Origin of the sequence: Aureliella helgolandensis (genome assembly GCF_007752135.1) — a bacterium.
Lineage (GTDB): Bacteria > Planctomycetota > Planctomycetia > Pirellulales > Pirellulaceae > Aureliella > Aureliella helgolandensis.
In genome coordinates, this window is the sequence record NZ_CP036298.1 from 4,661,080 (window position 1) to 4,682,518 (window position 21,439).

The window sequence follows — 21,439 nt, forward strand, 5'->3', positions numbered from 1 at the left end:
CTTTGCCCGACGCCATCCGCGCCGCCAAGACAGCCGGTTTTGACGCTGTCGAATGCCACTGGCCCTATGACACCCCAGCCAGCGAGGTAAAACTGGCGCTGGCGCAAACCGGACTTTCCATGCTGGGTCTGAACACGGTGCGGGGCGATGTGGCTGCAGGCGAAATGGGACTCAGCGCTCTGCCCGGCCGTCGAGACGACGCATTGTCTGCCATTGTGCAGGCGGTGTCCTATGCCGACGCAATTGGTGCCCAGGCGGTGCATGTCATGGCTGGGAAATGCGACGGCGTCGAGGCCGAGGCGACGTTCATCGAAAATCTGTCGGCCGCGTGCGAGATCGCAAGACGCAGTGGCTTGACCATTTTGATCGAACCCTTAAACGCCTTCGACGCACCGGGGTATTTTCTGGGAAACACCCAGCAGGCGAGCACTTTGATTCGCCAGATTGACGCGTCGAACCTCAAATTGATGTTTGACTGCTATCATGTTGGACGCACCGAAGTTGACGTAGCTGCCACGCTCCAAAAAATGCTCCCGATTATCGGGCATATTCAGTTTGCCGCCGTTCCGGATCGCGGGGCGCCCGATCACGGCGACGTGGATTTCCGCAGGATCTTCTCCCTAATCACCGAGCTCGGCTGGGAGCACCCCCTGGGCGCCGAATACAGGCCCGCGGGCGACACCGAGTCCTCGCTCGGCTGGATGGCAAAACTTCGCTGATTGGCACCAAATTAAACCATTGGACGCCCATTCCTACCCAGAATTATCAGACGTCCTTGTTTCCTCTCGCCTGCACTCTTGCACCCCCCCCGCGGATGGAGAGTCGACTCCAAGCAAGCCATCCGGCGACCGAGCGCCAGCTGCCTCCGAGCCAGTTGGACTGACCTCTTCAAGCTCCCACGCGCAGCCATGATCCTGTTGTGATTCGCTGGTTCTTGCCGTGAGGGTAGGGTAGGGAAGGGGGGAGCAGTTTTGAAGTGGTGGAAGGGAGCCAGGAGCAAGGTAACTTGAGCCCCGTGCATGACGATGTTGCCAACGATGTAGGAATTGAAATTGTTAAGAGCAGATGTTGCGAGGCTAGAAACCATCCTTCAAGCTACCACGTTCAACGGGGCACTTCCGCAGTGACACTACTCGGGGCTTTTGTAGTCCAGGTATTGGTACAGGCGCTGACCGGGATTCTAATAATGGTTCCCCGACAGGTTCGAGCGATTACTTACTGCTGTGCCAGCGACTACGAAGACGGCAGCTTTCACCCGGCAACTCCTCCACTTTCACGACTACAATCTATAGTCGCGTTGCGCGAATTGTTAAATTTCGGCACCGAGGGCTTAGCTAACCAGATCGGTCCGGACGGAAAAGTTGAGCGAGCGTGGTGCGTTTACAGCCTTGTTAGGAGCACAGGCATTTGTACCCTTTCGGTCATTGCACCGGTTGCCGAACAATTTTGTGCAGTTTCCCCGTCGTAAGAATTCCCGTCGTAAGAAAGCTGGAACCACCCAGCAGGGCGATCCATCTCCCGATTTCCCAAGTGGCTTGCAGTAGGTATAACGGATCCAAGTGCGCGAAAAAATGCCTTCATTTTTGCGTGACACTCGAGGCTCGTGCGGCACTTCTTTTATATGGGAAGAAAATATTCTTAATTCATTCGGTAGCTGATTCTCGATGACGAATTCCCCCGCAGATCCTCCCGGTCATGCCACCACATGTGCTTTGCCCCTTGATGCGGTTACTGCAGAAATACTGCGGATCCTAGATCAACATATGGAGGATCTTCAAGCGGGAAGAGCGGCGACGCGCGCGGAATTGGTTGCGCGTCATCCTCATCTGGCTTCGCAGCTCGACGCCTGCCTAGCAGGCTTGGAGTTTATCCATGGAAGCGGCGCACCGCTTCCGGGAAATGACCAGCGGTTGGGGGACTTCCAAATCATCCGTGAGGTTGGGCGTGGCGGAATGGGCGCCGTGTATCAGGCGGAACAGATTTCGCTTCGTAGAATTGTCGCGTTAAAGATTATGCGATTCGGAAGCGTTTCCGACCCGGAAGCGATCGAGCGATTCCAGCGGGAAGCGGAAACGGTTGCCAACTTTCACCACACAAATATTGTTCCAATCTTCGCGGTTGGTGTCGACCATGGTGTCAATTACTACGCGATGCAGTTCATCGAGGGGCAGAGTTTAGCCCAAGTCTTGCAGGAGCGCCAGCAGTCAATCGGTGCAAATGAAGTCGCTGAATGGGGGTTGCAGGCCAGCGAAGCGCTCAGCCATGCCCATGCCCGTGGAGTCGTTCATCGAGATGTAAAACCGTCTAATTTGCTATTGGATGCGGAGAGTCGGATTTGGTTGACCGACTTCGGCTTGGCTCGCAAATTGGACAATGTCACGCTGAGCATTGCTGGGGCCATCATCGGAACGCCAAGGTATATGAGTCCGGAGCAGGCGGCTGCAGCGATCAAACGAGTCGACTATCGCAGTGATATCTTCAGCCTAGGGGCGACCCTCTATGAATTGCTAACGGGCGTCCCTGCGTTTCGCGGCGATACTCCCATAGAGGTAATCCAGAACATTCTGACCGTAGAGCCGGAGCCTGTTCGGCAATTAAGTTCGGCCATAGATCGCGATCTCGAAACCATCGTGATGAAGTGCTTAGCCAAAGAGCCTCACGAGCGATACGATTCGGCCAGTGCTCTCTCCGCCGATTTGCGAGCGTTTATCGATGGTCGCCCCATCCAAGCCCGTCGCGCAAATGTACTGGAAAGATCCGTTCGTTGGTTGCGACGGCAGCAAAAAAGCGTCAAGCTGTCGGTGGCGGTCGCCGCCGTGACCGTCCTAGCGACCTTTGCCAGTATCGCTGGATGGCTGGCCTACGATGCATCACGCCAGGGTACGCTTCAATTCAGCGCAGTCACGCCACCACTGTTGGTCGAGATATTGGACCAGGCTAACCAACCGCTCCGTATCGAGACCGCGCCGATGCAAAATCCCGCGAAATTGCCGGCTGGGGACTACCGAATTCGCGTTTCGACCGAAGGCGAATTGAGCGAATCTTACGATGTCGCGCTCGCCCCAGGACAGGACCTGAAGTTTACGCTCGATCCGCACGATCAACTGCTTTGGCGAGAGCATCCAATCGAGCGCAGCTTCGATATTGCCCCCTTCGAAAATAGCCACGCAATCATTGCCTGGACTAAAACTGGACTCGATATTTGGAAGGGATTTCCGAGGCAGACTCTATCTATTTCGCTGGAACCGGAGAGCCTTCCACGCCCGGCCGAGGCACCGGGGCTCTCCTGGGTCTGGAATGCCTTCGGATCCACTTACGCGGGCTACGGTCCCTTCGACCTTCGCCCCTGGGTAGCACAGAAAGATGTCGACGTAGATGGCGATGGTCAGCTCGATTTAATTTTTGCAGCTCGTCATCAGGCATGGCTGGCGGCCGTCTCGGTCAGTACGGGGCAAGTTCTATGGCTGGCAGCACGCGGGCGAGACGTAACCTCAATAGTTCCCCCGGTTGGCAGCCCCCCGTATCCGCCGGTCATCAGCACCGTCATGAATGATCCACTCATGGATCACGATTGTGATGGGGATGGTGTTCCAGACCTCATCGTGATGTTAGCTGAAACGGAGTCAAGTTCAGACTTGAACTTTGGCCGTCCAGAAGTGAGGAACTGGATCGAAGCGATCTCGAGTGCCACAGGGCAAACAATTTGGCGCTTTGACCTTCCTGCGGAGTGTCTAACCATGGACGCTAACGAGATGCCCCCCCGCGATCTGCGTTGGTATGTAGGGCTTGAAAGCGGCTACTCCACAGGCGGTACCGGAAGCGTGCTGATTGGTCGTCATCGAGTCCGATTTGGTGGTTGGAAATTTGAACGTCGAGGTTGGCACGGCTATCGTCCGGCTGGATTTGCGGCGCTCACCATCGGGTCAATGCCGCGAGTGGGGATCGTCGCCGGAACAACCTTCTTCAGCCTCGATCCTATGACGGGTGTAGAGGCTCACGATCCGATTGACCTGGAAGTGCGCCCGGGTCGAGCGTGTCAGTGGGGCGACCTCGACGGTGATGGTAACTCGGACATGGTGATGCTTGAGGCCATCTCCACCCCACCTCCAACTCCAACCGCCAGTATTCGCTTGGTGGCTTGGTCGCCTTCCAAGCGTAAACAACTTTGGACTTTGCCTCTCGACGCGGAGTGGCCGCGGATGCCTGCCGGTTCGGTTGAACCACCGAACTGGCCGTTAGTCTGCGATCTCGACGGTGACGGCAAGTGTGAGGTGATCGCACCGGATGGGCGCTCACCCGTAGCGACAGGCAATGGCGCAGGTCTTTCTCAGATTCCCTGGGGAACACTACGCGTCTTCGACGGAGCTACGGGCCAAACACGCTGGACCCAACGTCTCGTCAACATGGACTGTCAAATCGATCATTTCATTGACGGACCGGACATCGATCAAGATGGCTGCCGAGACCTGTTCGTGGCAACCCTGATCGGTGACGAATTTCGCGTTTACGTAGACGCATTCTCCGGCCGGTCCGGTAATCAACTGTGGACGACTAGTACTCCGCAGAAATTCGAAAACCATTTCAGTGATGAGCTCCACTTGATGCCGCTCAAGTGGTGGAACGCCGGCAATGATGGCTGGCCACAATTGCTAGTACAGGTCGTAGCGGCGCAGCAGGGGAAACGGCCAAATATCGTCCTGGGGGTTGCGGCGCAAGATGGTCATGTCCTGCGGGTCGGCCACGACATAACCTCCCTGCAAGCGGCAGATATGGACGGTGACGGAGTGGAGGACCTGCTAGTTTACAACTCCAACGTGTCGCAGTCCTTGACCAATGGCGGATTCCTCCATTGCCTGCGCGGTGTGCGGCTCGAACCTTGGGCAGTCCTAGGAGACCGGGGTGAACCACTAAGTGATTGCAATGGGGACGGAGTTCGTGATTTGATCTCGGGCTGGCCCAACGCTGCGGTGGAGGCTACCAGTGGCAGTAGTGGCAAGCGACTTTGGCGTACTGAGATCAATAGCGATTGGCGAGAATTCCAAGTTCGATCGGCTGCTGCTAAGTCGGGCGCACCAGGCGACCTAGACGGCGACGGAATTTGCGACTTGCTGGGCTGGACCTATGGCTCCCATTACCAAGAAAAAGATCGGCCCTTCTTCGCCCTTTCCGGGAAAACCGGCAAGCGTTTATGGACGGCAAATGAAATAGCGGTGCAAACTGTGCATAAGGTACTGACCGCTGAAGCTCACGATCTTGACGGAGATGGTCAACTGGAAGTGCTGTTCGTCGCGTCCCTTGACTATGGGTACCACCTCCGATCTAGTATTTCTACGCAGGACTCGCGGCTCTGGATGTTTGCATGCTCTGGACAAACGGGAAAGCTTCGTTGGGCGATCCCGCTAAGTTCTGCTTACGATGGAACTCAAGGCACAGTTTTACAAGTGAATCTTGACGGCCCGCCACTCTCGCCAACGGTAGCGGACCTCGACGGCGACGGATTGCTCGACTTCTGCATTCCCGTTGTCATGCCCGACGGGCTTGGTTTAAAGACGTCCGCACGTCGCGGAACAGACGGTGGTGAAATATGGTCGCGTCCCTATCCGACAGTTGCTAGTAGCCAAGTGTCGCTGTCCGATTGGATCCCACCAACGGTTTGCGATCTCGACGGCGATGGAGACATGGAGGTGGTTGCTGTTGAAGCTGACAACGGCAACGCAACAGAAACGTTGACGGGATCACACCTGCACGTCATCGCCCTAGCTGGGGAAAATGGGAGCGAACTCTGGAATTCACCCTTCAAGATAGCTGTCGACAGTCTACGTTCTCATTCACACAGTTTCGGGCAAGCTGCTCGAGCACATGTGTTGCGAGCCAACGACAATTGTCATCAGATTGCGGTGATGACACCTGGAGCACCAAGCGGCGTTTCAGTATTTGATGCCGCTGGGGTGCGGCAAGACTGGGGACCGCTGGCAGGTCGCCAGATCTCCGGACTGTGGGTGTGCGATGCTGATCGAGATGGACGCGATGATATTGTTATCCTAGAGCAAAACATGCTTGGTGTGGTGACTGCAGCCGCCCCCGAGCGACCGAGATGGACCTACTCGCTTCCGTCGATTGGTCCGCATCGCGTGCTGGGAATCAAGCCAGCCGACGGTATCGAACCGGCGGTGATCGCCATAGGCTGTGATGCCTCAGACAACAGTGTATTAGGCATAAGCCTAGCAACCGGCGAACGCGTATGGAGTGTTGCGGGAGTCATCGCGCAGTTTGACGGTGGTGCCTACTTGGCACCAAGACGCCTTGATTGGCTCAATGAATTCACCAAGAGCTCGGCAATTGACCGTCCGTACATCTACTGCAGCTACGATTCGGTGTCGCGCGTTCGCAGCGGTGAGGCACCTAGCATGGCAAATCGTCTCGAGCCGACGCGAGATCTTGGCCGCCAGGTTGCCGCTGGTAATATCGGATCCCCAAGAATCCGACAGCACGTGGATGAACGATGGGCGAGAGACCTTCCTTGGGTGTCAACGACAATAACCTATCGCGAACTGTTTTGGAACATTGCTTGGTTGATGTCGCTCTCGGCGTTGCTGGTTGTCATACCTCTCTACTTTCTCTACCACATCGTTCGCCGGCAGTTTAGTTTGCACCTTCTATTGGGTTTGCCTGTTGTGGCTAGCCTATTCTTGATGGCAATACTCATGAAAATCCCCATCGCTGAAGATGTCCATACACTCGGCGAGCGTTTCGGGATGGCCGCAATTTACGCACCGCTGGTGGCGTCGCTCGGACTTGTTGTTTCCTGGGGGTTTGGTCGGCGATGGCGGAGGTTGGCTGCGTGGCTTCTGACTACAATCGTAGCGAGCCTCGCTTCCGCACTGCTTTTGATTTGGGCCGATGCCGTGATCTATAATCCTATGCTTCCCGAGGAACGCTATCGCTTCCAGGGTTGGCCTTTGGTCTGGCTGATTGGGACGTACGCAACTGCATGGCTAATGTTGTTAACGTTGCTATTCCTGCGAGTTTGGCAATGGCTGAGGAAGCGGTTCGGTTCCAGCAGGGGAACCAACGCCTTCGTACCGTGACATTCGAGCTTCGTTGCTCCTGAGAATAACCATGCCGACAATCAATTCAACCGAGGATGGACCATTGCAGGAACGTACGCAATGGCTGATGCGCTATGAGGCCTGGTTGCGAATTCTTGCGCGTTGTGAGATTGACAGTCGATTTGCTGGCAAGTTTGACGCGTCAGATGCGGTACAGAATACTCTAATCGAAGCCTGGAAAGGCTGGGACCAATTCCGAGGAAGTGAAGAACCACAACGACTGGCATGGCTGCGTCAAATACTAGCTTATCAATTAGCGCACCTGGCGCGGCAGTATGCGGGTACGCAGATGCGAGATGTCACTCGCGAGACGACCCTCGAGCAGTCGCTGGGGGAGTCGTCCAATCGATTAGATTGCCTTTTAGTGGCTCAAGAACTTTCGCCAAGTCAGCAGGCTATGGCAAACGAACGAAGCATCCGACTGGCTGCCGCATTGGAGATGCTGCCTGCGGACTATCGCGATGTTATCAGACTGCGACACATCGAAAATCTCTCCCATGAAGAGGTCGCGGTGCGAATGAATCGCAATAGTGGTGCGGTCCGCATGCTTTGGATGCGAGCGCTCGCTGCGCTCCGTGGTGTCATGATTTCTGGCGATCCTCTCTGATACCATGTTCAGAGCTCATCCCCAATTCGAAGCGCTGGCTCATCATCAAAAGACACTTGCTTCACCCTAGGAATCGGTCGAAAAACTCTGATTTCGTTAATGCTTCCTTGGTGCGCCCGACGCGATCTCGCCGCCCATTTGGGATCTCCTGCGGCATGGACTCGAATACTCAATTGCTGGCGCTGAGGGAGCCAGAAAAAGATGAACCGCACAGATTGATCAGCAGCATATATGGCGGCGACACTCAGCACTTCTTTCGGTACCAGCGATTGCTGCGTGGAGAGCTTGCAAGCAGCGACCGCCAGCCTAGCTGCCCGTTCTGCGGCCAACCTCCGCATCTCCTTCAAAAGACATATGATGGACGTACCATTGGAGTGATCATCGATGATCTCGCAGCAAATTTACAAATCCACCGATGGATATTCACTGACTGAGTTTTTGTAATTTCGAGACGAGCATTGGACTGAACAGCAACACAAGTAAGCCCAACGGCATCAATCCCCCTTGGGTGAGGTTGTAATCGGCCCAAATACGCTGCCAAGGCAATCCCACCACGAACCGCCCAAACAAGACCTCGAACACCACTGTCAAAACCAGCCAAAGCAATCCGACCAGCAGAAGTTCATTGGGCCGCCGTGCCCCGATCCAGCGGATGGTGAAGTAGGCGATTAGCAAGATAATCGCCGATCCCGTGAATACGCCAATTTGATTGGAGCGGAATTCGCCAACGACCGGCACGAGAACAATCACTCGTAGAATGCCATGAACGATTTCGGCTACAATTAGCACGAGCCAAATCGCAAAAACACGAGTGATGATTCGCCTTCGAGGTTCAGGGCCTACGTCATCCACTGGACATTTGCTCCACGGGGCTTGTGTGCCGCTTCAGACTTTGAGATGTCGACTGAAGCGACCCTACTAGAAATTGCGAAGCACAAACCGTCGGTTGATTGGCTGGACCGCACGTTCGGGCTGATGAGCATAGTTCTTCAATTTTTTGAAGTCACTGCTACCAATGCCAACGGGTTCGGCGAGTACAAGCCAACTCACAATCTCGCTATACGGCTCCGAGGTCAACGAGCCCTCATACCGATACCATGGTTTCTTGTTCGGGTTCTTCGGAACCAAACGACGAGGATCGATTGATACTCTCTTTGAAGCGGTGGTCCCCTTCAGTTTTGGAACGACTTGTTCTGCCCACTTGGAAAAGAATTTCAGTTTGTCAGCCGAATCCTCTCGATTACCTTCCGATCTAGCCTTATTGAAGAACACGCCGACCACCACCAATTCCGAACCATTCACGGGACTGGCGAGTCGATGAATCAAGTGGATTTCACCATCAAGGTCTGCCCCTTGAAGATCATGTTCTGACGGCGTGTGTAAATGAATTTTGATGAGTTCTGCCGTCATATCGCCCATCACCAGCTTCGGACGATGATCGCCAGCATGAGGCTTATCCAAAACGAAGTTGCCGTGGCCTTTTTCGCCCCTAAATTCACCCGCGAAAGGGGCGTCCTTGTAATCAAACTTCAAGAACTTCTGCGGGAACTTCAAGTGGATTGAATTCTTCTTCTCCAAATTGATCGGTGACTGCTGTTCCCAGAAGTGCGTTGGAACGTGATTAGTTGGCGATGACATATGGGCTTCCTTGAATAGAAGGGGCACTCAACACGCGTGCTTTCATTATCTCCGATCGCTCCGCGTCATTCCATAGCCTCCGGCATCTTAGCAAACAGCTACCTCATACTTTTACAAGGGATGAATCCCGAGCTGCTAGAACAGCTGAGGATCTCACTGGAGAAAGCGCACTGAACAGGCCTTAAAGATCGAAGCGATGGTGGGATCCAGCGACGCTACCGCAGCGTCGCCAGAGCCGTAGGAGGCAACAACCTGCGGCAGTTGATAATTCCAGACTGCAAAAGTTGCCCTCTAAGACACGACCTTTTCGCTTTTCCCTGCCTATCCGGATGCTTCCGCAAAATCGCTCGCTGGTCAAGCTTCCTATCCTGAATAGAGCTTCCGTCTCAATCTCCTCAAACTCTTCCTTGCGTCTCAGCGTGAGCCCCGCACCAAAATTTTCAAAAGATTTCACGCAAGCCGCAACGACGCAAAGTTTCTTACAGTCTAAGAATTCCTAAGAGGCAACCGACTTATGCAACAATGTGATTTGCGGCCAACCGGCGACACCCCAAGCGTTCCCCGCTCCCTGAATCGCGCGCATCCTCACATTGTCTCCGCTGGCCGAGTTGCGAATCAATCAGCACCGGCTTGCAGCGACCGGTTAAGGCTACCGCTCCTTCCTTTGCGTCTTAGCGTCTCTGCGTGAGACACACACCAAAACGTCGAACGAGCTCACGCCAAGCCGCAAAGACGCAAAGCTTTTCACAGTCTAAGAAATCCTGAATGGCAACCGACTTATGCAACAATGTGATTAGCGGCCAACAGGCGACACCCCATGCACTCCCCGCTCCCTGAATCGCGCGCATCCTCACATTGTCTCCGCTAGCCGAGTTACGAATCAATCAGCACCGGCTTGCAGCGACCGGTTAAGGCTACCGCTCCTTCCTTTGCGTCTTAGCGTCTCTGCGTGAGACACACACACCAAAACGTCAAACGAGCTCACGCCAAGCCGCAACGACGCAAAGCTTCTTACAGTCTAAGAAATCCTGAACGGCAACCGACTTATGCAACAATGTGATTAGCGGCCAACAGGCGACACCCCATGCACTCCCCGCTCCCTGAATCGCGCGCATCCTCACATTGTCTCCGCTGGCCGAGTTGCGAATCAATCAGCACCGGCTTGCAGCGACCGGTTAAGGCTACCGCTCCTTCCTTTGCGTCTTAGCCTCTTTGCGTGAGACACACAGCTAATCGCCAAAGGAGCTCACGCCAAGCCGCAAAGACGCAAAGCTTTTCACAGTCTAAGAAATCCTGAATGGCAACCGACTTATGCAACAATGTGATTAGCGGCCAACAGGCGACACCCCATGCACTCCCCGCTCCCTGAATCGCGCGCATCCTCACATTGTCTCCGCTAGCCGAGTTACGAATCAATCAGCACCGGCTTGCAGCGACCGGTTAAGGCTACCGCTCCTTCCTTTGCGTCTTAGCCTCTCTGCGTGAGACACACACCAAAACGTCAAACGAGCTCACGCCAAGCCGCAAAGACGCAAAGTTTCTTACAGTCTAAGAAATCCGTTCTTCGGGACTTTTAGTGGTAGGTCGAAAATTGATAGCTTTTAGTTATTCTTCTGGGATGAAAGATCTCAACGAATCACCATATCGCATGATTGGGCCTTGATGATTCATGGCGGGCGGAAGACGTGGACTTGGATTTGCTTGCAAGCAGATTGCGATTCAGATTTCTCACGTAGGGGCAGGCTAACTCGTCCGGCTTGCGAGGCTGCTTGCTCGTTCCTGAACGGACATGGCGGCATATAGACACGATACAGCTCATGACGGAGTTGCGGGCACGGGTGTCTAAGCGGCAATTCCTCGAAGGAGGAATTCAGCTGTACGCACTTGTGCTTACTAGTGTAAGCTGGATTGTTTGACGACTTAGCGGTTGCATTTTGACCAGTTGCCAATCTGGACAAATTGAGAAACTCCCGAATTTGGTGTATTGACTCCCGCCAACGCGAGTATTAGATTTCGTCCAAGCACAGCAATCAGCTGAGCAAGTATCTTAGGGATGGGGAGTTTCTCATGCCTCGTGATCGTAGACTACGAACTGGCTTAACGCTCGTCGAAACCTTGGTGGTTTGCGTCGTCATTGGCATCCTCCTGACGCTACTCCTAACAGGAGTACAGGCCGCGCGTTCCATGGCTAGGCGTTCTGCATGCCTTTTCAATTTCAAGCAGGTGGCGTTGGCGCTTCAGAATTACGAAAGTGCCTCGAAGCGATTTCCGGCTGGCATGATGCGCGGAGAGGGGTGGCTTGTGAAAATCCTCCCGCATATTGAACAAACAGCTCTGCTTGAGGAGGTTCGAAACCACCTGGAGGCTTCCGATGGTATGCCCTTTAGAACGCCTGTTGCAGTCTATATTTGCCCAGAAGATCCGCAGCATTCCAGACTCGGTGCAAGTACAAGCATGGCAGGCAACACAGGGGTTTGGCCTGTGGCCACAGGATTTAGCGGTATGTTTTCACCGATCGGAGAGGCGTTTGCCCGAATGGGATATAGCGGAGCGGGGGAAGTTGCAATTGTTGACGTATCGGATGGTCTCTCTGCAACTATCGCAATTTCAGAGATTTTACATGCGAACTACACCCAAGAGCGATTGAGAGTCAATTGGAATCTGCAGGAGCAATTTGGAGTAGCCGAAGGGGAGGGACTTCGGGCTAAGTGTGAATCACTGCCCCATGCACCTAAATCTAGTGGGTACGTTGGCGATATGAGTAGCCGCGGAACACCGTGGACTTCAGGTGACATGGGCGCAACTTTGTATAATCATCTGTCTGTTCCCAATAGCCCGAGTTGCTACAACTGCACTGACGTGATGTCAGCTTCGATCGCAGCGTCTAGCGCACACAGTGGTTTAATAAATTGCGCTTTTGCGGACGGCCATGTTACTCCAATCCATTCTGCAGTCGATCTAAAGGTTTGGCGAGAAATGGGATCACGCAACGGAGCTGATGAGTTAGTTTCTGATTCGTTTTAGGTTGCTCTAAGGCAATCTACGATGACGACGCTTGGTCGAGATTAGCGGCGATTGCTGATGGTGACTTTACCAACAGAGGGTAGTTTTGCAAACCAAAGCACCCATCGACAAAGATAGGTTGAGGACCTCAACTTCAATTGGAGCATACGGGAACGCTTCGAAGGACGATGCAGAGACCTCGCAGTTGAGACTTACCGAAAAGCCACAGGAGCAACGAAGGCTCTAGTTCTGGAGTTTCACTTGCTGGCACGCCTCGCAATTCGGAGCAAAGGGATTTGGCAATAGGAAATGACCACAGGATGTAACTAAGCAGGGTCGAATGTTTTGTGTTACTGCCTTTTTCCGAGTCGAAGGTCCATGGTGGGACGGCTTGGTCATTCGAAATCCAACTGCACATAGCTCGTAGCGGTTGTAGTTAATGCGGCATAGGCTACAGTCTAAATTCTTGCTCGGGAAATGGTTACAAATGCAGTACGTAGTTTTGACCTTGCTCGCTGTTTGTTGCATTGGATGTAGTGGTAAGCAGCCGAAGCAAATGCCACACGTAGGCCGCCTCCTTCCAACAGCTCCAACTGTGGATTTTGATTCAGACGCGATGCCGCTACAGTTTCCGAAGATAGAGGTTTTTTGCGCTGAGAGAGCTGTGTTCACTGGCGACCTTCGATTCGAAACGTCACTTGGCCAAGCTGGCCTTCTCCAAATGCGTGTTACTAGAAAGTTTCGGTCTCAAGACGTAATTCATGCTACCGGTTCATCAGCACTACTAGAGCCGAATGAAACTCGAACATCGTTTAAATATGAGATAGGGTTCAGCGCACCCAAAGAACCGGGTGAGTACACCGCACAATTGAGTTACGACGACATCGTAATTGCCAAAGCACGAGTTAGAGTCAACTCCAAGCCACGCTAACGCCCGTAAGCCGCTCCCTATTTTGCGGGCGCGTCATCCTTGAACACGCTCCCTAATTCAGAATAGTTCTGTCGAATTGAATGCGAACTTTCTAGCTGCTGTCATCGCATTGTTGATGAAACAAAAGTCGATCGCCACGCTCTCCGAAATGGAGCGATTTGCATACGCACTTGAGCGATCAATTCGTCAGCGATCGCTAGCCCGAAATCAGTTTCTAACTGCCAAAGAAGAAAGCGATATTCTGTTTCTTATGCGCAACTCGGTGTTGGCGGGCGAAACGAACGAAGCGCTTTGGAGATGTTTCTTGGCTGCCCATTGGGGGCGCACTTCCGCGCGAAATGAGATGCAGATCAGCAGTCCAGCACGGCTACTTTGCGCATTTCAACGCTCACCGGTTTGGACGTGGGAACGTGTTTCGAAATCCCCAATGGCGTTCAGGGACTGGCTCCAATCCTGCTCAAGTGAACTTGCCCGACTTGCATTCGGCAACCATCGAAAATATGAATCGCGGAAGCCCGAAAAAATTTGGCAGGTTGTGGAATCGTTCGTACTGCTGGCAACCGCGCACGGCGGCCCCGCTAATCTGGTTGAATGCCGCGACGGTGAGTTCGACGATCCATTTGACGAAGTCTACCGTCGGCTGAGACCAGTTTGGCGATTCGGTAGGACAGGGAGGTTTGACTTTCTCGTCTTGCTAATGGATGCTGGATTGATCTCCTATCAACCGACATCAAGTTATCTTAAAGGCGCTACAGGACCGTTGAAGGGCGCAAGGCTTCTATGGGGCAACGGACTCCCCACCAAGCAAGACGCAAGAGCTGCTGAACTTGCGCAGCAACTAAGTGTATCTTCAATCGTGGTGGAGGATGCACTTTGCAATTGGCAGAAATAAGCACCAAGAGTCAGCCCCCAATATAATGTATTGAGCAGTCGACCAGGCCTGGCAAGCGAGCATTTCGGCTGTAGCACCGTTCGCACAACACCCTGCGCTGCACGCAAAGACTTCTCGGCGGCAGAGAATACCTTATGACTAAACCGGAAAGTAGGTTGCCTGTTGAACGGGTGCTTGCCTCGGACTCCACGATTCTGCGCCAGGCTCCTTGGAACAGTTCCAACAAATGTAGGCCCCCCATAGTTTCCCCCTAATCTGCCACGGGAGCAGCCTAGCTTATTGCCGACAAAACCGTCGATCCCGCGTTGGCCCAGATGTGACGATCATTCGTCGACAGTCCTCGCTTTCCGTATCGCAGTAGGGCTGGGTCTTGCCACCTGCTTGCCAACTATTTCCCTTGTCGACTACTTCACCGCAGCCTTAACAGCAGCAATGACGTCGCTCGGTTCTGCTCGCTTCTTGTAGTCAGCGTCGAGGAATGCGTAGGTGATCTTACCGGAAGAATTGATGACGTACGTTGCCGATAATGGCAGTTCCATTGCGTCGTTGCCGTTGTACTTAGGCAATCGCGACTGATACATCGGTGCGATCACATCGGGCAGCTCGAAGACGATTCCATACAGCTTGGCGAGTGCCAAGTCTTTGTCGTGGAGGGCAACGATTGAAATACCGCTTGCTTCAGCGGTCTCCTTGGCTCTCTCGGGCAACTCGGGGGTCAAGACAATCAGCTTCGCACCCGCGTCTTCGATCTTGTCCAGTGATTGTTGCATGGCTCGCAATTGGAGGTTGCAGTATGGGCACCAGCCACCGCGATACCACATCAAAACGACCGGGCCTTCACTCCACAACTTGCTGAGCGTGACCGAATTCCCCGTCCACCCCTGCAGGGTTCCGTCAACGGCGTCATCACCGACTTGCTTGGCGGACTTCTCGATGCCACTATCGCGAACACGTGAAATTCCCTTGGCGAAGGTCGCCAGTCGATCCGCCGGGGCTTGCTTAGCGAAGCCGGCGGCTTTTTCAGCCAACTGTTCCGAGAGTGTTGGAGTGGTCGATGTTTCTTGTGCCATCGTGGGGATCGCCAATAGAGATGTCAGGAAGAAGGATCTTGTGAGTGCTTGAAACATTATCTGGTTCTCTTGGGTTAAAGTGCTGTGGCTAGTTCTCTTCCGACTCGCCTGCTTCGCAAGGCTAGTTGGCCGCGCCGCCATCGTCCCGAACATGTTGACCGGTTATCCGGCTCGCGGACGTTCCGTGAACTGTGAGGAAATGAACACAATTCGACCGCGGTCGCTCATCCGGCGCAACGCCGCGCAACTCGCTAGGTACATCCCCACGACATTGACGCTGACCATCTTAGGAAACGGCTCCAATATAGTGTCCACGCTCGGACCGCACCTGCCGTTCCCTGCTCAAGGTATGAGTCCGTGTTGTTCGCCAAACCCTGTTTGCGCGCTATCAAGCAGCCCTGCGACTTCCGATTGATCGGTAAGCTTGTATTTCGCTAGGGTAGCCCTGCCTCTCGCCGGTTCGATGTTGCAAACGATCTCTTCCGCCGCTTCTTAGCTGGAATAATAGCAAATAATAACGCTCCATCCCTCGCTGGCAAGTTTGCGGCAAATCTCACTTCCAATGCCGCCTGATCGGCCAACGCGTGCATCGATGCCAGGAACCGCCAGTAAATTCAATCTCAGATCTGCGGCTTGTCCTTCGCCTCGTCGTTGACCGTTGCTTGCCGCATCAAGATCGAAACGTCGGGGTTGCGGTAAAGGTCTTGTACGAAGTGTTCGTAAGTCTCAGCAAAGCGACCGTCCTCGGCAAGATTTCCGAACACCGACTCGAGCTTGATGAAGGCAAGTGGGTCTCGGATCGTCTTTCTGGCCGCTTGTTGCAATGCGGCTTCCTGTTCGTCAACCACATCGAGCGGGTTTCCGTGTCGATCAGTGTGATGCTCGCTGTAGTAGCACCAAGCTGCGATCACGAGCGTTGCATGGGCGATGGGGCCGCCTTGTTCAAGGTTTCTGCGAATCGTGGGCAACAAAAAGACCGGTAACTTGCTTGAGCTCTCGAGGCAGATGCGTGCCAAGCTGTCTTTGATGTTGGGGTTTCCGAAACGCTCGATCAGCGTGCTTTTGTATTGTCCCAAGTCGATGCCTTCGACCGCGTCAAGCATCGGCGTGGCCTCGTCATCAAAGAAGCCTCGCAAGAACGTTACGAAGAGTTCGTCGCCCAGGGTTTGGTCAATGGTTTGATAGCCGAATAGGGAACCAAGCAGACCAAGGACAGAATGGCCAGCGTTGAGTAGCCGCAGTTTCATCGTTTCAAACGGTGTGACGTCGGTGACAAATTGAGCACCAACTTTTTCCCACTCGGGTCGTCCGTTTGAGAAGTTGTCTTCGATGATCCACTGGCAGAACGGTTCGCAAGTGACTGGCCAGGCATCGTCAAGGTCGAGTTGTCTGTGCAAATAGTCGATGTCTGCAGAAGAAGTCACCGGCGTGATCCGATCCACCATCGCATTGGGGAAGCAGACTTCATCTTCGATCCACTTAACAAGATCCGCATCTTGCATCCGAGCAAAACCGAGCAGCATTTTTCGAGTGAGGTCACCGTTGTGTTGGATGTTGTCGCACGATTGCACGGTGATCGCTGGCAGCCCGCGTTCGCGCCGCAAGCGAAGCGCTGCGGTCAGATAGCCGAACACCAACCGGGGTTGCTGCGGATTTTGGACATCGTGAATGGCGTCGGCGTTCGCGGTATCAAAATCGCCACTTGCCGGGTCGACGTTGTAGCCTCCCTCTGTGATCGTCAATGAAACGATCTTGGTGTCGGAGCTTGCCATCTGCTCAATTACCGCCATCGGATCGTCGCAGCCGAGCAAGACATCTACCAGCGATCCGATCACGCGCGTCCGGACATCGCCACCGGGATCTTTCACGATCAGCGTGTAAAGACAATCCTGGTTTCGCAACACCTTCGCAATCTTTCGATCGGCCTCTCGCAGCCCAACCCCGCAAATGCCCCAGGCCGACGCATCGCTCGTATCGCTTGACCGCATTAGTTCGTCGGTGTAGTACGCTTCGTGCGAACGATGGAAGCCGCCAACGCCAACGTGAACGATGCCGGCCTTGATACGAGAACGGTCGTAGCTGGGGGGATTCAGCTCTTCAGGGAGCCGCGAGAGATTTGATTGATTCAATTGCATGGGAGTGCTCCTAGGGTTCACGCTGCGGCGTCCGGACTGAGAGTAACGTTTCGGGCGGATTTGCCTCGGCGAAGTGCCCAGTAGGAAGAGGTGAAGTAAATAATCGTGAAGACGAATCCCCAGGTGTGAAACCAGGCAACGTTCTTGTCATAGGTCGTCATGTCCGGGCTTCCAAACATCACAATCATTGCCAGGATGAGGGTTAGACCTAAACTGGTCCATGCCAGACCACCGAGCCCCTTAGAGAGCATGGTCGTGTCCATGACTGGCTGTCCATCGGAAATCGCTTGTCGCCTCTGCATGTTCTTAACCGCCTCGGCTAGCTCTCGATCGGCGGCTTCTTCAACTGGGTAGGTTTCGGCAGCACCATACAAGCGAGCCAGCACCGTATACAACACAATCGTGAAGGCCCAGGTCGGCAAGAATAAATAGAAAAACGACATTACGTTCATCGCCTGCAAACCAAACCCAAACACCAGCCCCGCAGCCCATGAAGCCACCGCTGGCGTGCTGTGGGTCAAGCTGCGGTAGTGCGCCCAGTAACGCGTCAAACCAATGCGTGGGAAGATAAAATGCTCCGCAAACACGATCGCTCCCACGGGCACCACCAACAGTCCCGCATACGTCAGCAACGGCAACATCTGGCTGAACACGAATGGGAAACAGGCAACCAGCACTGTGATCACGCCCACGGTAGCCGTCACTTTCATTCGTGAATGGTTGTGAAAGATTGCTTGTGCCGCCAAGCCAGCGCGATACAGATTCGCATTGGCGGTCGTCCAACCGGCCACGATCACAATGACATAGCCCGAGTACCCGAGGGCTCGAAATGCAACATCGCCGGGATCGAGATCGGCGATCGTTGACTTTAGCAACACTGCGGTTCCTGCCCCCATAATGCCGGCAGCGATCCAGGCGATGTAGTGCCCCAACAACATACCCGCACTGGTACACAGCCCGTAAACGGATCGCTTGGCGTACCGAAGTAGTGCCATATCGATCAGCCCGAAGTGAGTTAGCGTATTGGCGGCCCAAGCAAAACCGATGACCTCCCAAAGCCCGATGCCCGGCTCACCTTGGTTGTTCACCCCCGTCCAGATCGACCGGTCACCGATGGTAATGAACTCAGCCAGGCTCTCCAATCGCGTTCGACCGAGAACCGATTCAGCCAGCGCGGGGAACAGCACCAACGCACCGCTGACAAACATGACGACCAACCAGGGACCACACAATCCGGAGAACTCAGCGACAGCATCGAAACCGTAGATCGCGACAACCACCACAATCGCCCCCACGGCCAAGACCACTGCGACGAACAAGCTATTCGTAGGATACCATTCCAGTTGGGCAGGGATATTGAAAAGCAACCGCACCGCCGTGCTGGAAACTGTAATCATTGCCGCAGAGATGACAGTGAAGATCAACACGTTGGCCCAGTTGTAAAGTCTGGTCATCGAGTCGCCTGCGATCTTTTCAAGATATGTATACAGACTTAACCGCGTCTGAACCGCGATCGGCGCGGTGATGAACGTCCAACTCAAGACGGCCAGAATATTCCCAATCAATAGCCCGATCAGAATGTCAGTCGTCGTGGCTCCCAGAGCAACGAACGTCGCACCGATCACAAACTCCGTTGCCGCAACATGCTCGCCAGCATACAACCCAGCAAAGTGAGTCCAGCCGTGTAGCTTGTGCTCAGCAATCGGCAACTGCTCCGGCTTCATTCCGGCGATGATCGCTTCGGTTTTTTCAGTATTCATTTCGTCCGAACGTCCGCCTCGACTGTAAATTTGAGCTAAAACCAGATGCTACTAGTTGCCAATGATGCTTCGCATCAGCACCAGACTATATTTCGTATTCAAGGGGGCCGTGTAGAACGTTGGGGCCTTCCAACTCCGATCGGTTAACGCAACCGTTTCGCCAGCTACATCTTTGGTAACCGCGACCAATCCTGCATCTCCTTGATGAAACGCTGTACTACGGGACGGTTCAAAAGCCAATCCCAGTCGTTCTTCCCAATCGACTCCCATCATTCCAACGATGAACGGGCGCTGCGTTTCGAACTCGAATTACATTGCTGTTCAGCGGCATCATCGGAACCGGAGCAACTGCCAACAATTTTCCGTTCACCTAGAACTCGAAATGGTTATCTCCGAACACCTATGCTGTAAATAGCTCGTCTCCACCGGCCTCTATCACCGGAATCGCTTCCAGATCAACGTCGGTAATCCATCAGGTCCGACTCCATTGGCTTCATTGTACAGATCCGCCGCTTGATGTGCGGCTTGGAAGGCCGTCTTGGCAGGCACCCTCCATGCGGTGCCATCTCACGACTTGATCGTTCCGACCGTAGCAGTGCGCGGATTGACATGCTTGGTGACGCAATCTTTCGAATCGCTGAACATTCATGGATACCAATCGGTCGAAGCGTTTGGTAGGGCTTGCATTTGTTGCCATCACCAGATTGATCGGAATTTTAGCCGCAATTGCGTTGGGTGCCAGGCGTGCTCCCCCAAACCTGATCCATGAGTTATGAAAGTCTATTAGTCCAAATGGCGCAAGGACTTTTTTATGAAGAACCGCAAACGACACTCCCCAGAGCAGATCGTTATGAAGTTGCGAGACGCCGATGCGACGCTCGCAGCAGACATGAGCGTCGGCGAAGTGTTGCAATCACTCGAAGTGAGCGAAGCGACTCTGAGCCGCTGGCGAAGTCAATATGGTGGAATGAAGAGCGAGGAGGCCAAGCGTTTGAAGCTGCTTGAGGAGGAAAATAGTGGCTTGAATAGGATCATTGGCGATCAAGCTCTGGACATTCAGATGCTGAAGGAAATCACAAAAGGAAACTGACTAGCCCTCAGTCGCGTCGTGATGCAGTGCAGACGCTTCAGCGGAAGTTTTCCGTTTCGGAGCGTCGCGCATGCGACGTACTCGATCAGCCGCGATCGAGCCAGCGATATGTAGGGCAACCGAAGGACGAAGATGCTCGGCTAACCAGGAAGATCCTTGAATTTGTTCGACAGCGGCCACGATTCGGATACCGCCCAATTGGAGTGTTACTACGCCGAACTGGCGAAGTTATCAACAGTAAACGTGTGTATCGACTATGGAAAGCTGCGGGGCCAAAAGTGGTAAGAAAACAGCGTAAACGACGATCTTTCGGAGAAAAAGCTAACGCCTGCACCTCGCGCCTGCTGGTTTTAAACACGATGTTTGGGCATGGGATTTCGTGCATTCTTCGACGACCGATGGACATTCGATTAGATTTCTGAATATCGTCGACGAGTACACTCGGCTCTGCTTGAGTATCAAGGTTTGTCGCAGTATCCCAAGTGAAGATGCCATCGACACACTGGCGGCGTTATTTACGATGCATGGCGTCCCCAAACGAGTCCGTTGCGACAATGGCCCTGAGTTTATCTCGACGGCCATCAAGTCGTGGCTGGAGGCATTGGGCGTAGACGTCCTTTATATCGAGCCTGGGTCACCCTGGCAGAACGGCCTGTGCGAGAGTTTTAATGGAAAGCTACGGGACGAGTACTTGCACCAGGCGGAGCTCCTCAGCGTAGCGGATGCAAGGGTCCAGGCACGAGCCTGGCGCGAAGACTACAACGGCCACTGGCCGCACAGTTCGCTTGGTTACCTGACTCCCACGGAATTCGCACTTCGCTGTGCCGTTACTTGTTTCCTAAACGACCCTTTCATACCCCCCTGGTACAGCAAATGGGGGCATTCCACCCTCAGTGACGCGTTGCGAACTCGCGGTCTACTCTGCCTGACCGAGGGAAGCAATTCCTCGACCAGTAAACCGAGAATCGACCATCTGTGCATCAGGAGAAGCATGGTCGAGCCTACCGCTAAGCCTGCGGTAGAGTCCTGGCCAGTTCCTTTCATACGCGGACGCCCAATTAGCGACCGTGCTGGCGTAAATATTCACCTGAATTCGCCGCCCAATGAACGCTAGGCAAGCGTGCAGTAAGCAGACGCTACATAACCACAGGGCAATCCCAGCTGCAACAATTGCGAGAATTGGTAGGGTTGTTCGCCAGCAGGG

The 21,439-nt window shown here is 54.0% G+C and carries 10 protein-coding genes and 2 pseudogenes; 6 read left to right on the forward strand and 6 right to left on the reverse strand.

Annotation, left to right across the window (positions count from 1 at the left end; all coding sequences use genetic code 11):
- The first annotated feature begins 2 nt into the window (after positions 1–2).
- The 3 genes from Q31a_RS16420 (at position 3) to Q31a_RS16430 (ending at position 7,716) form a co-directional block, all read left to right on the forward strand.
- Positions 3–719 carry a hydroxypyruvate isomerase family protein gene (locus Q31a_RS16420; RefSeq protein ID WP_197355329.1) on the forward strand — a complete coding sequence of 239 codons (717 nt, stop codon included), beginning with the start codon at positions 3–5 and terminating at the stop codon, positions 717–719.
- A 945-nt stretch (positions 720–1,664) separates the two neighbouring features.
- Positions 1,665–7,088, forward strand: a complete 5,424-nt coding sequence (locus tag Q31a_RS16425; RefSeq protein ID WP_145080091.1) for a serine/threonine protein kinase — start codon at positions 1,665–1,667, stop codon at positions 7,086–7,088.
- Positions 7,089–7,119: 31 nt separating this feature from the next.
- Positions 7,120–7,716: a sigma-70 family RNA polymerase sigma factor gene (locus Q31a_RS16430; RefSeq protein ID WP_145080093.1), complete on the forward strand. Its 597-nt coding sequence runs from the start codon at positions 7,120–7,122 to the stop codon at positions 7,714–7,716.
- A gap of 423 nt (positions 7,717–8,139) precedes the next feature.
- Here Q31a_RS16430 and Q31a_RS16435 read toward each other — a convergent pair whose 3' ends face one another.
- Together Q31a_RS16435 and Q31a_RS16440 are read right to left on the reverse strand one after the other, a co-directional pair.
- On the reverse strand, positions 8,140–8,505 hold the full coding sequence (locus tag Q31a_RS16435; protein WP_145080095.1) for a hypothetical protein: 366 nt from the start codon (positions 8,503–8,505) through the stop codon (positions 8,140–8,142).
- Positions 8,506–8,634: 129 nt separating this feature from the next.
- Positions 8,635–9,354, reverse strand: a complete 720-nt coding sequence (locus tag Q31a_RS16440; protein ID WP_145080097.1) for a carbonic anhydrase family protein — start codon at positions 9,352–9,354, stop codon at positions 8,635–8,637.
- 2,067 nt (positions 9,355–11,421) lie between these two features.
- Between Q31a_RS16440 and Q31a_RS16445 the strand changes: the two genes are divergently transcribed.
- A complete protein-coding gene (locus Q31a_RS16445) occupies positions 11,422–12,378 on the forward strand; it encodes a DUF1559 family PulG-like putative transporter (RefSeq protein WP_145080099.1) in 957 nt (318 codons plus the stop codon).
- A 986-nt stretch (positions 12,379–13,364) separates the two neighbouring features.
- Positions 13,365–14,180 (forward strand): alpha-glutamyl/putrescinyl thymine pyrophosphorylase clade 3 protein, encoded by an 816-nt coding sequence (locus Q31a_RS16450; RefSeq protein ID WP_145080102.1) that lies wholly within the window; start codon positions 13,365–13,367, stop codon positions 14,178–14,180.
- Between the two features lie 404 nt (positions 14,181–14,584).
- Here Q31a_RS16450 and Q31a_RS16455 read toward each other — a convergent pair whose 3' ends face one another.
- The 4 genes and pseudogenes from Q31a_RS16455 to Q31a_RS16465 all read right to left on the reverse strand — a co-directional run bounded on the left by Q31a_RS16455 (position 14,585) and on the right by Q31a_RS16465 (position 19,145).
- Positions 14,585–15,307: a peroxiredoxin-like family protein gene (locus Q31a_RS16455; protein WP_231690797.1), complete on the reverse strand. Its 723-nt coding sequence runs from the start codon at positions 15,305–15,307 to the stop codon at positions 14,585–14,587.
- 105 nt (positions 15,308–15,412) lie between these two features.
- Positions 15,413–15,577 (reverse strand): annotated as a pseudogene (locus tag Q31a_RS31440) (3-oxoacyl-ACP reductase); the annotation flags it as partial.
- 293 nt (positions 15,578–15,870) lie between these two features.
- Positions 15,871–17,385, reverse strand: a complete 1,515-nt coding sequence (locus Q31a_RS16460) for a mannitol dehydrogenase family protein (RefSeq protein ID WP_145080105.1) — start codon at positions 17,383–17,385, stop codon at positions 15,871–15,873.
- 17 nt (positions 17,386–17,402) lie between these two features.
- Positions 17,403–19,145, reverse strand: coding sequence for a purine-cytosine permease family protein (locus tag Q31a_RS16465; RefSeq protein WP_145080111.1), 1,743 nt, complete (start codon positions 19,143–19,145; stop codon positions 17,403–17,405).
- A gap of 811 nt (positions 19,146–19,956) precedes the next feature.
- Here Q31a_RS16465 and Q31a_RS16470 point away from each other — a divergent pair.
- Positions 19,957–21,067 (forward strand): annotated as a pseudogene (locus Q31a_RS16470) (IS3 family transposase); the annotation flags it as partial.
- Positions 21,068–21,439: the final 372 nt, after the last annotated feature.

Bases quoted from the DNA above. Each gene is read 5' to 3' on its own strand.
- Q31a_RS16455 (WP_231690797.1), bottom strand. From the start codon at position 15,307: ATGTTTCAAGCACTCACAAGATCCTTCTTCCTGACATCTCTATTGGCG.
- Q31a_RS16440 (WP_145080097.1), bottom strand. From the start codon at position 9,354: ATGTCATCGCCAACTAATCACGTTCCAACGCACTTCTGGGAACAGCAG.
- Q31a_RS16460 (WP_145080105.1), bottom strand. From the start codon at position 17,385: ATGCAATTGAATCAATCAAATCTCTCGCGGCTCCCTGAAGAGCTGAAT.
- Q31a_RS16465 (WP_145080111.1), bottom strand. From the start codon at position 19,145: ATGAATACTGAAAAAACCGAAGCGATCATCGCCGGAATGAAGCCGGAG.
- Q31a_RS16445 (WP_145080099.1), top strand. From the start codon at position 11,422: ATGCCTCGTGATCGTAGACTACGAACTGGCTTAACGCTCGTCGAAACC.
- Q31a_RS16430 (WP_145080093.1), top strand. From the start codon at position 7,120: ATGCCGACAATCAATTCAACCGAGGATGGACCATTGCAGGAACGTACG.
- Q31a_RS16425 (WP_145080091.1), top strand. From the start codon at position 1,665: ATGACGAATTCCCCCGCAGATCCTCCCGGTCATGCCACCACATGTGCT.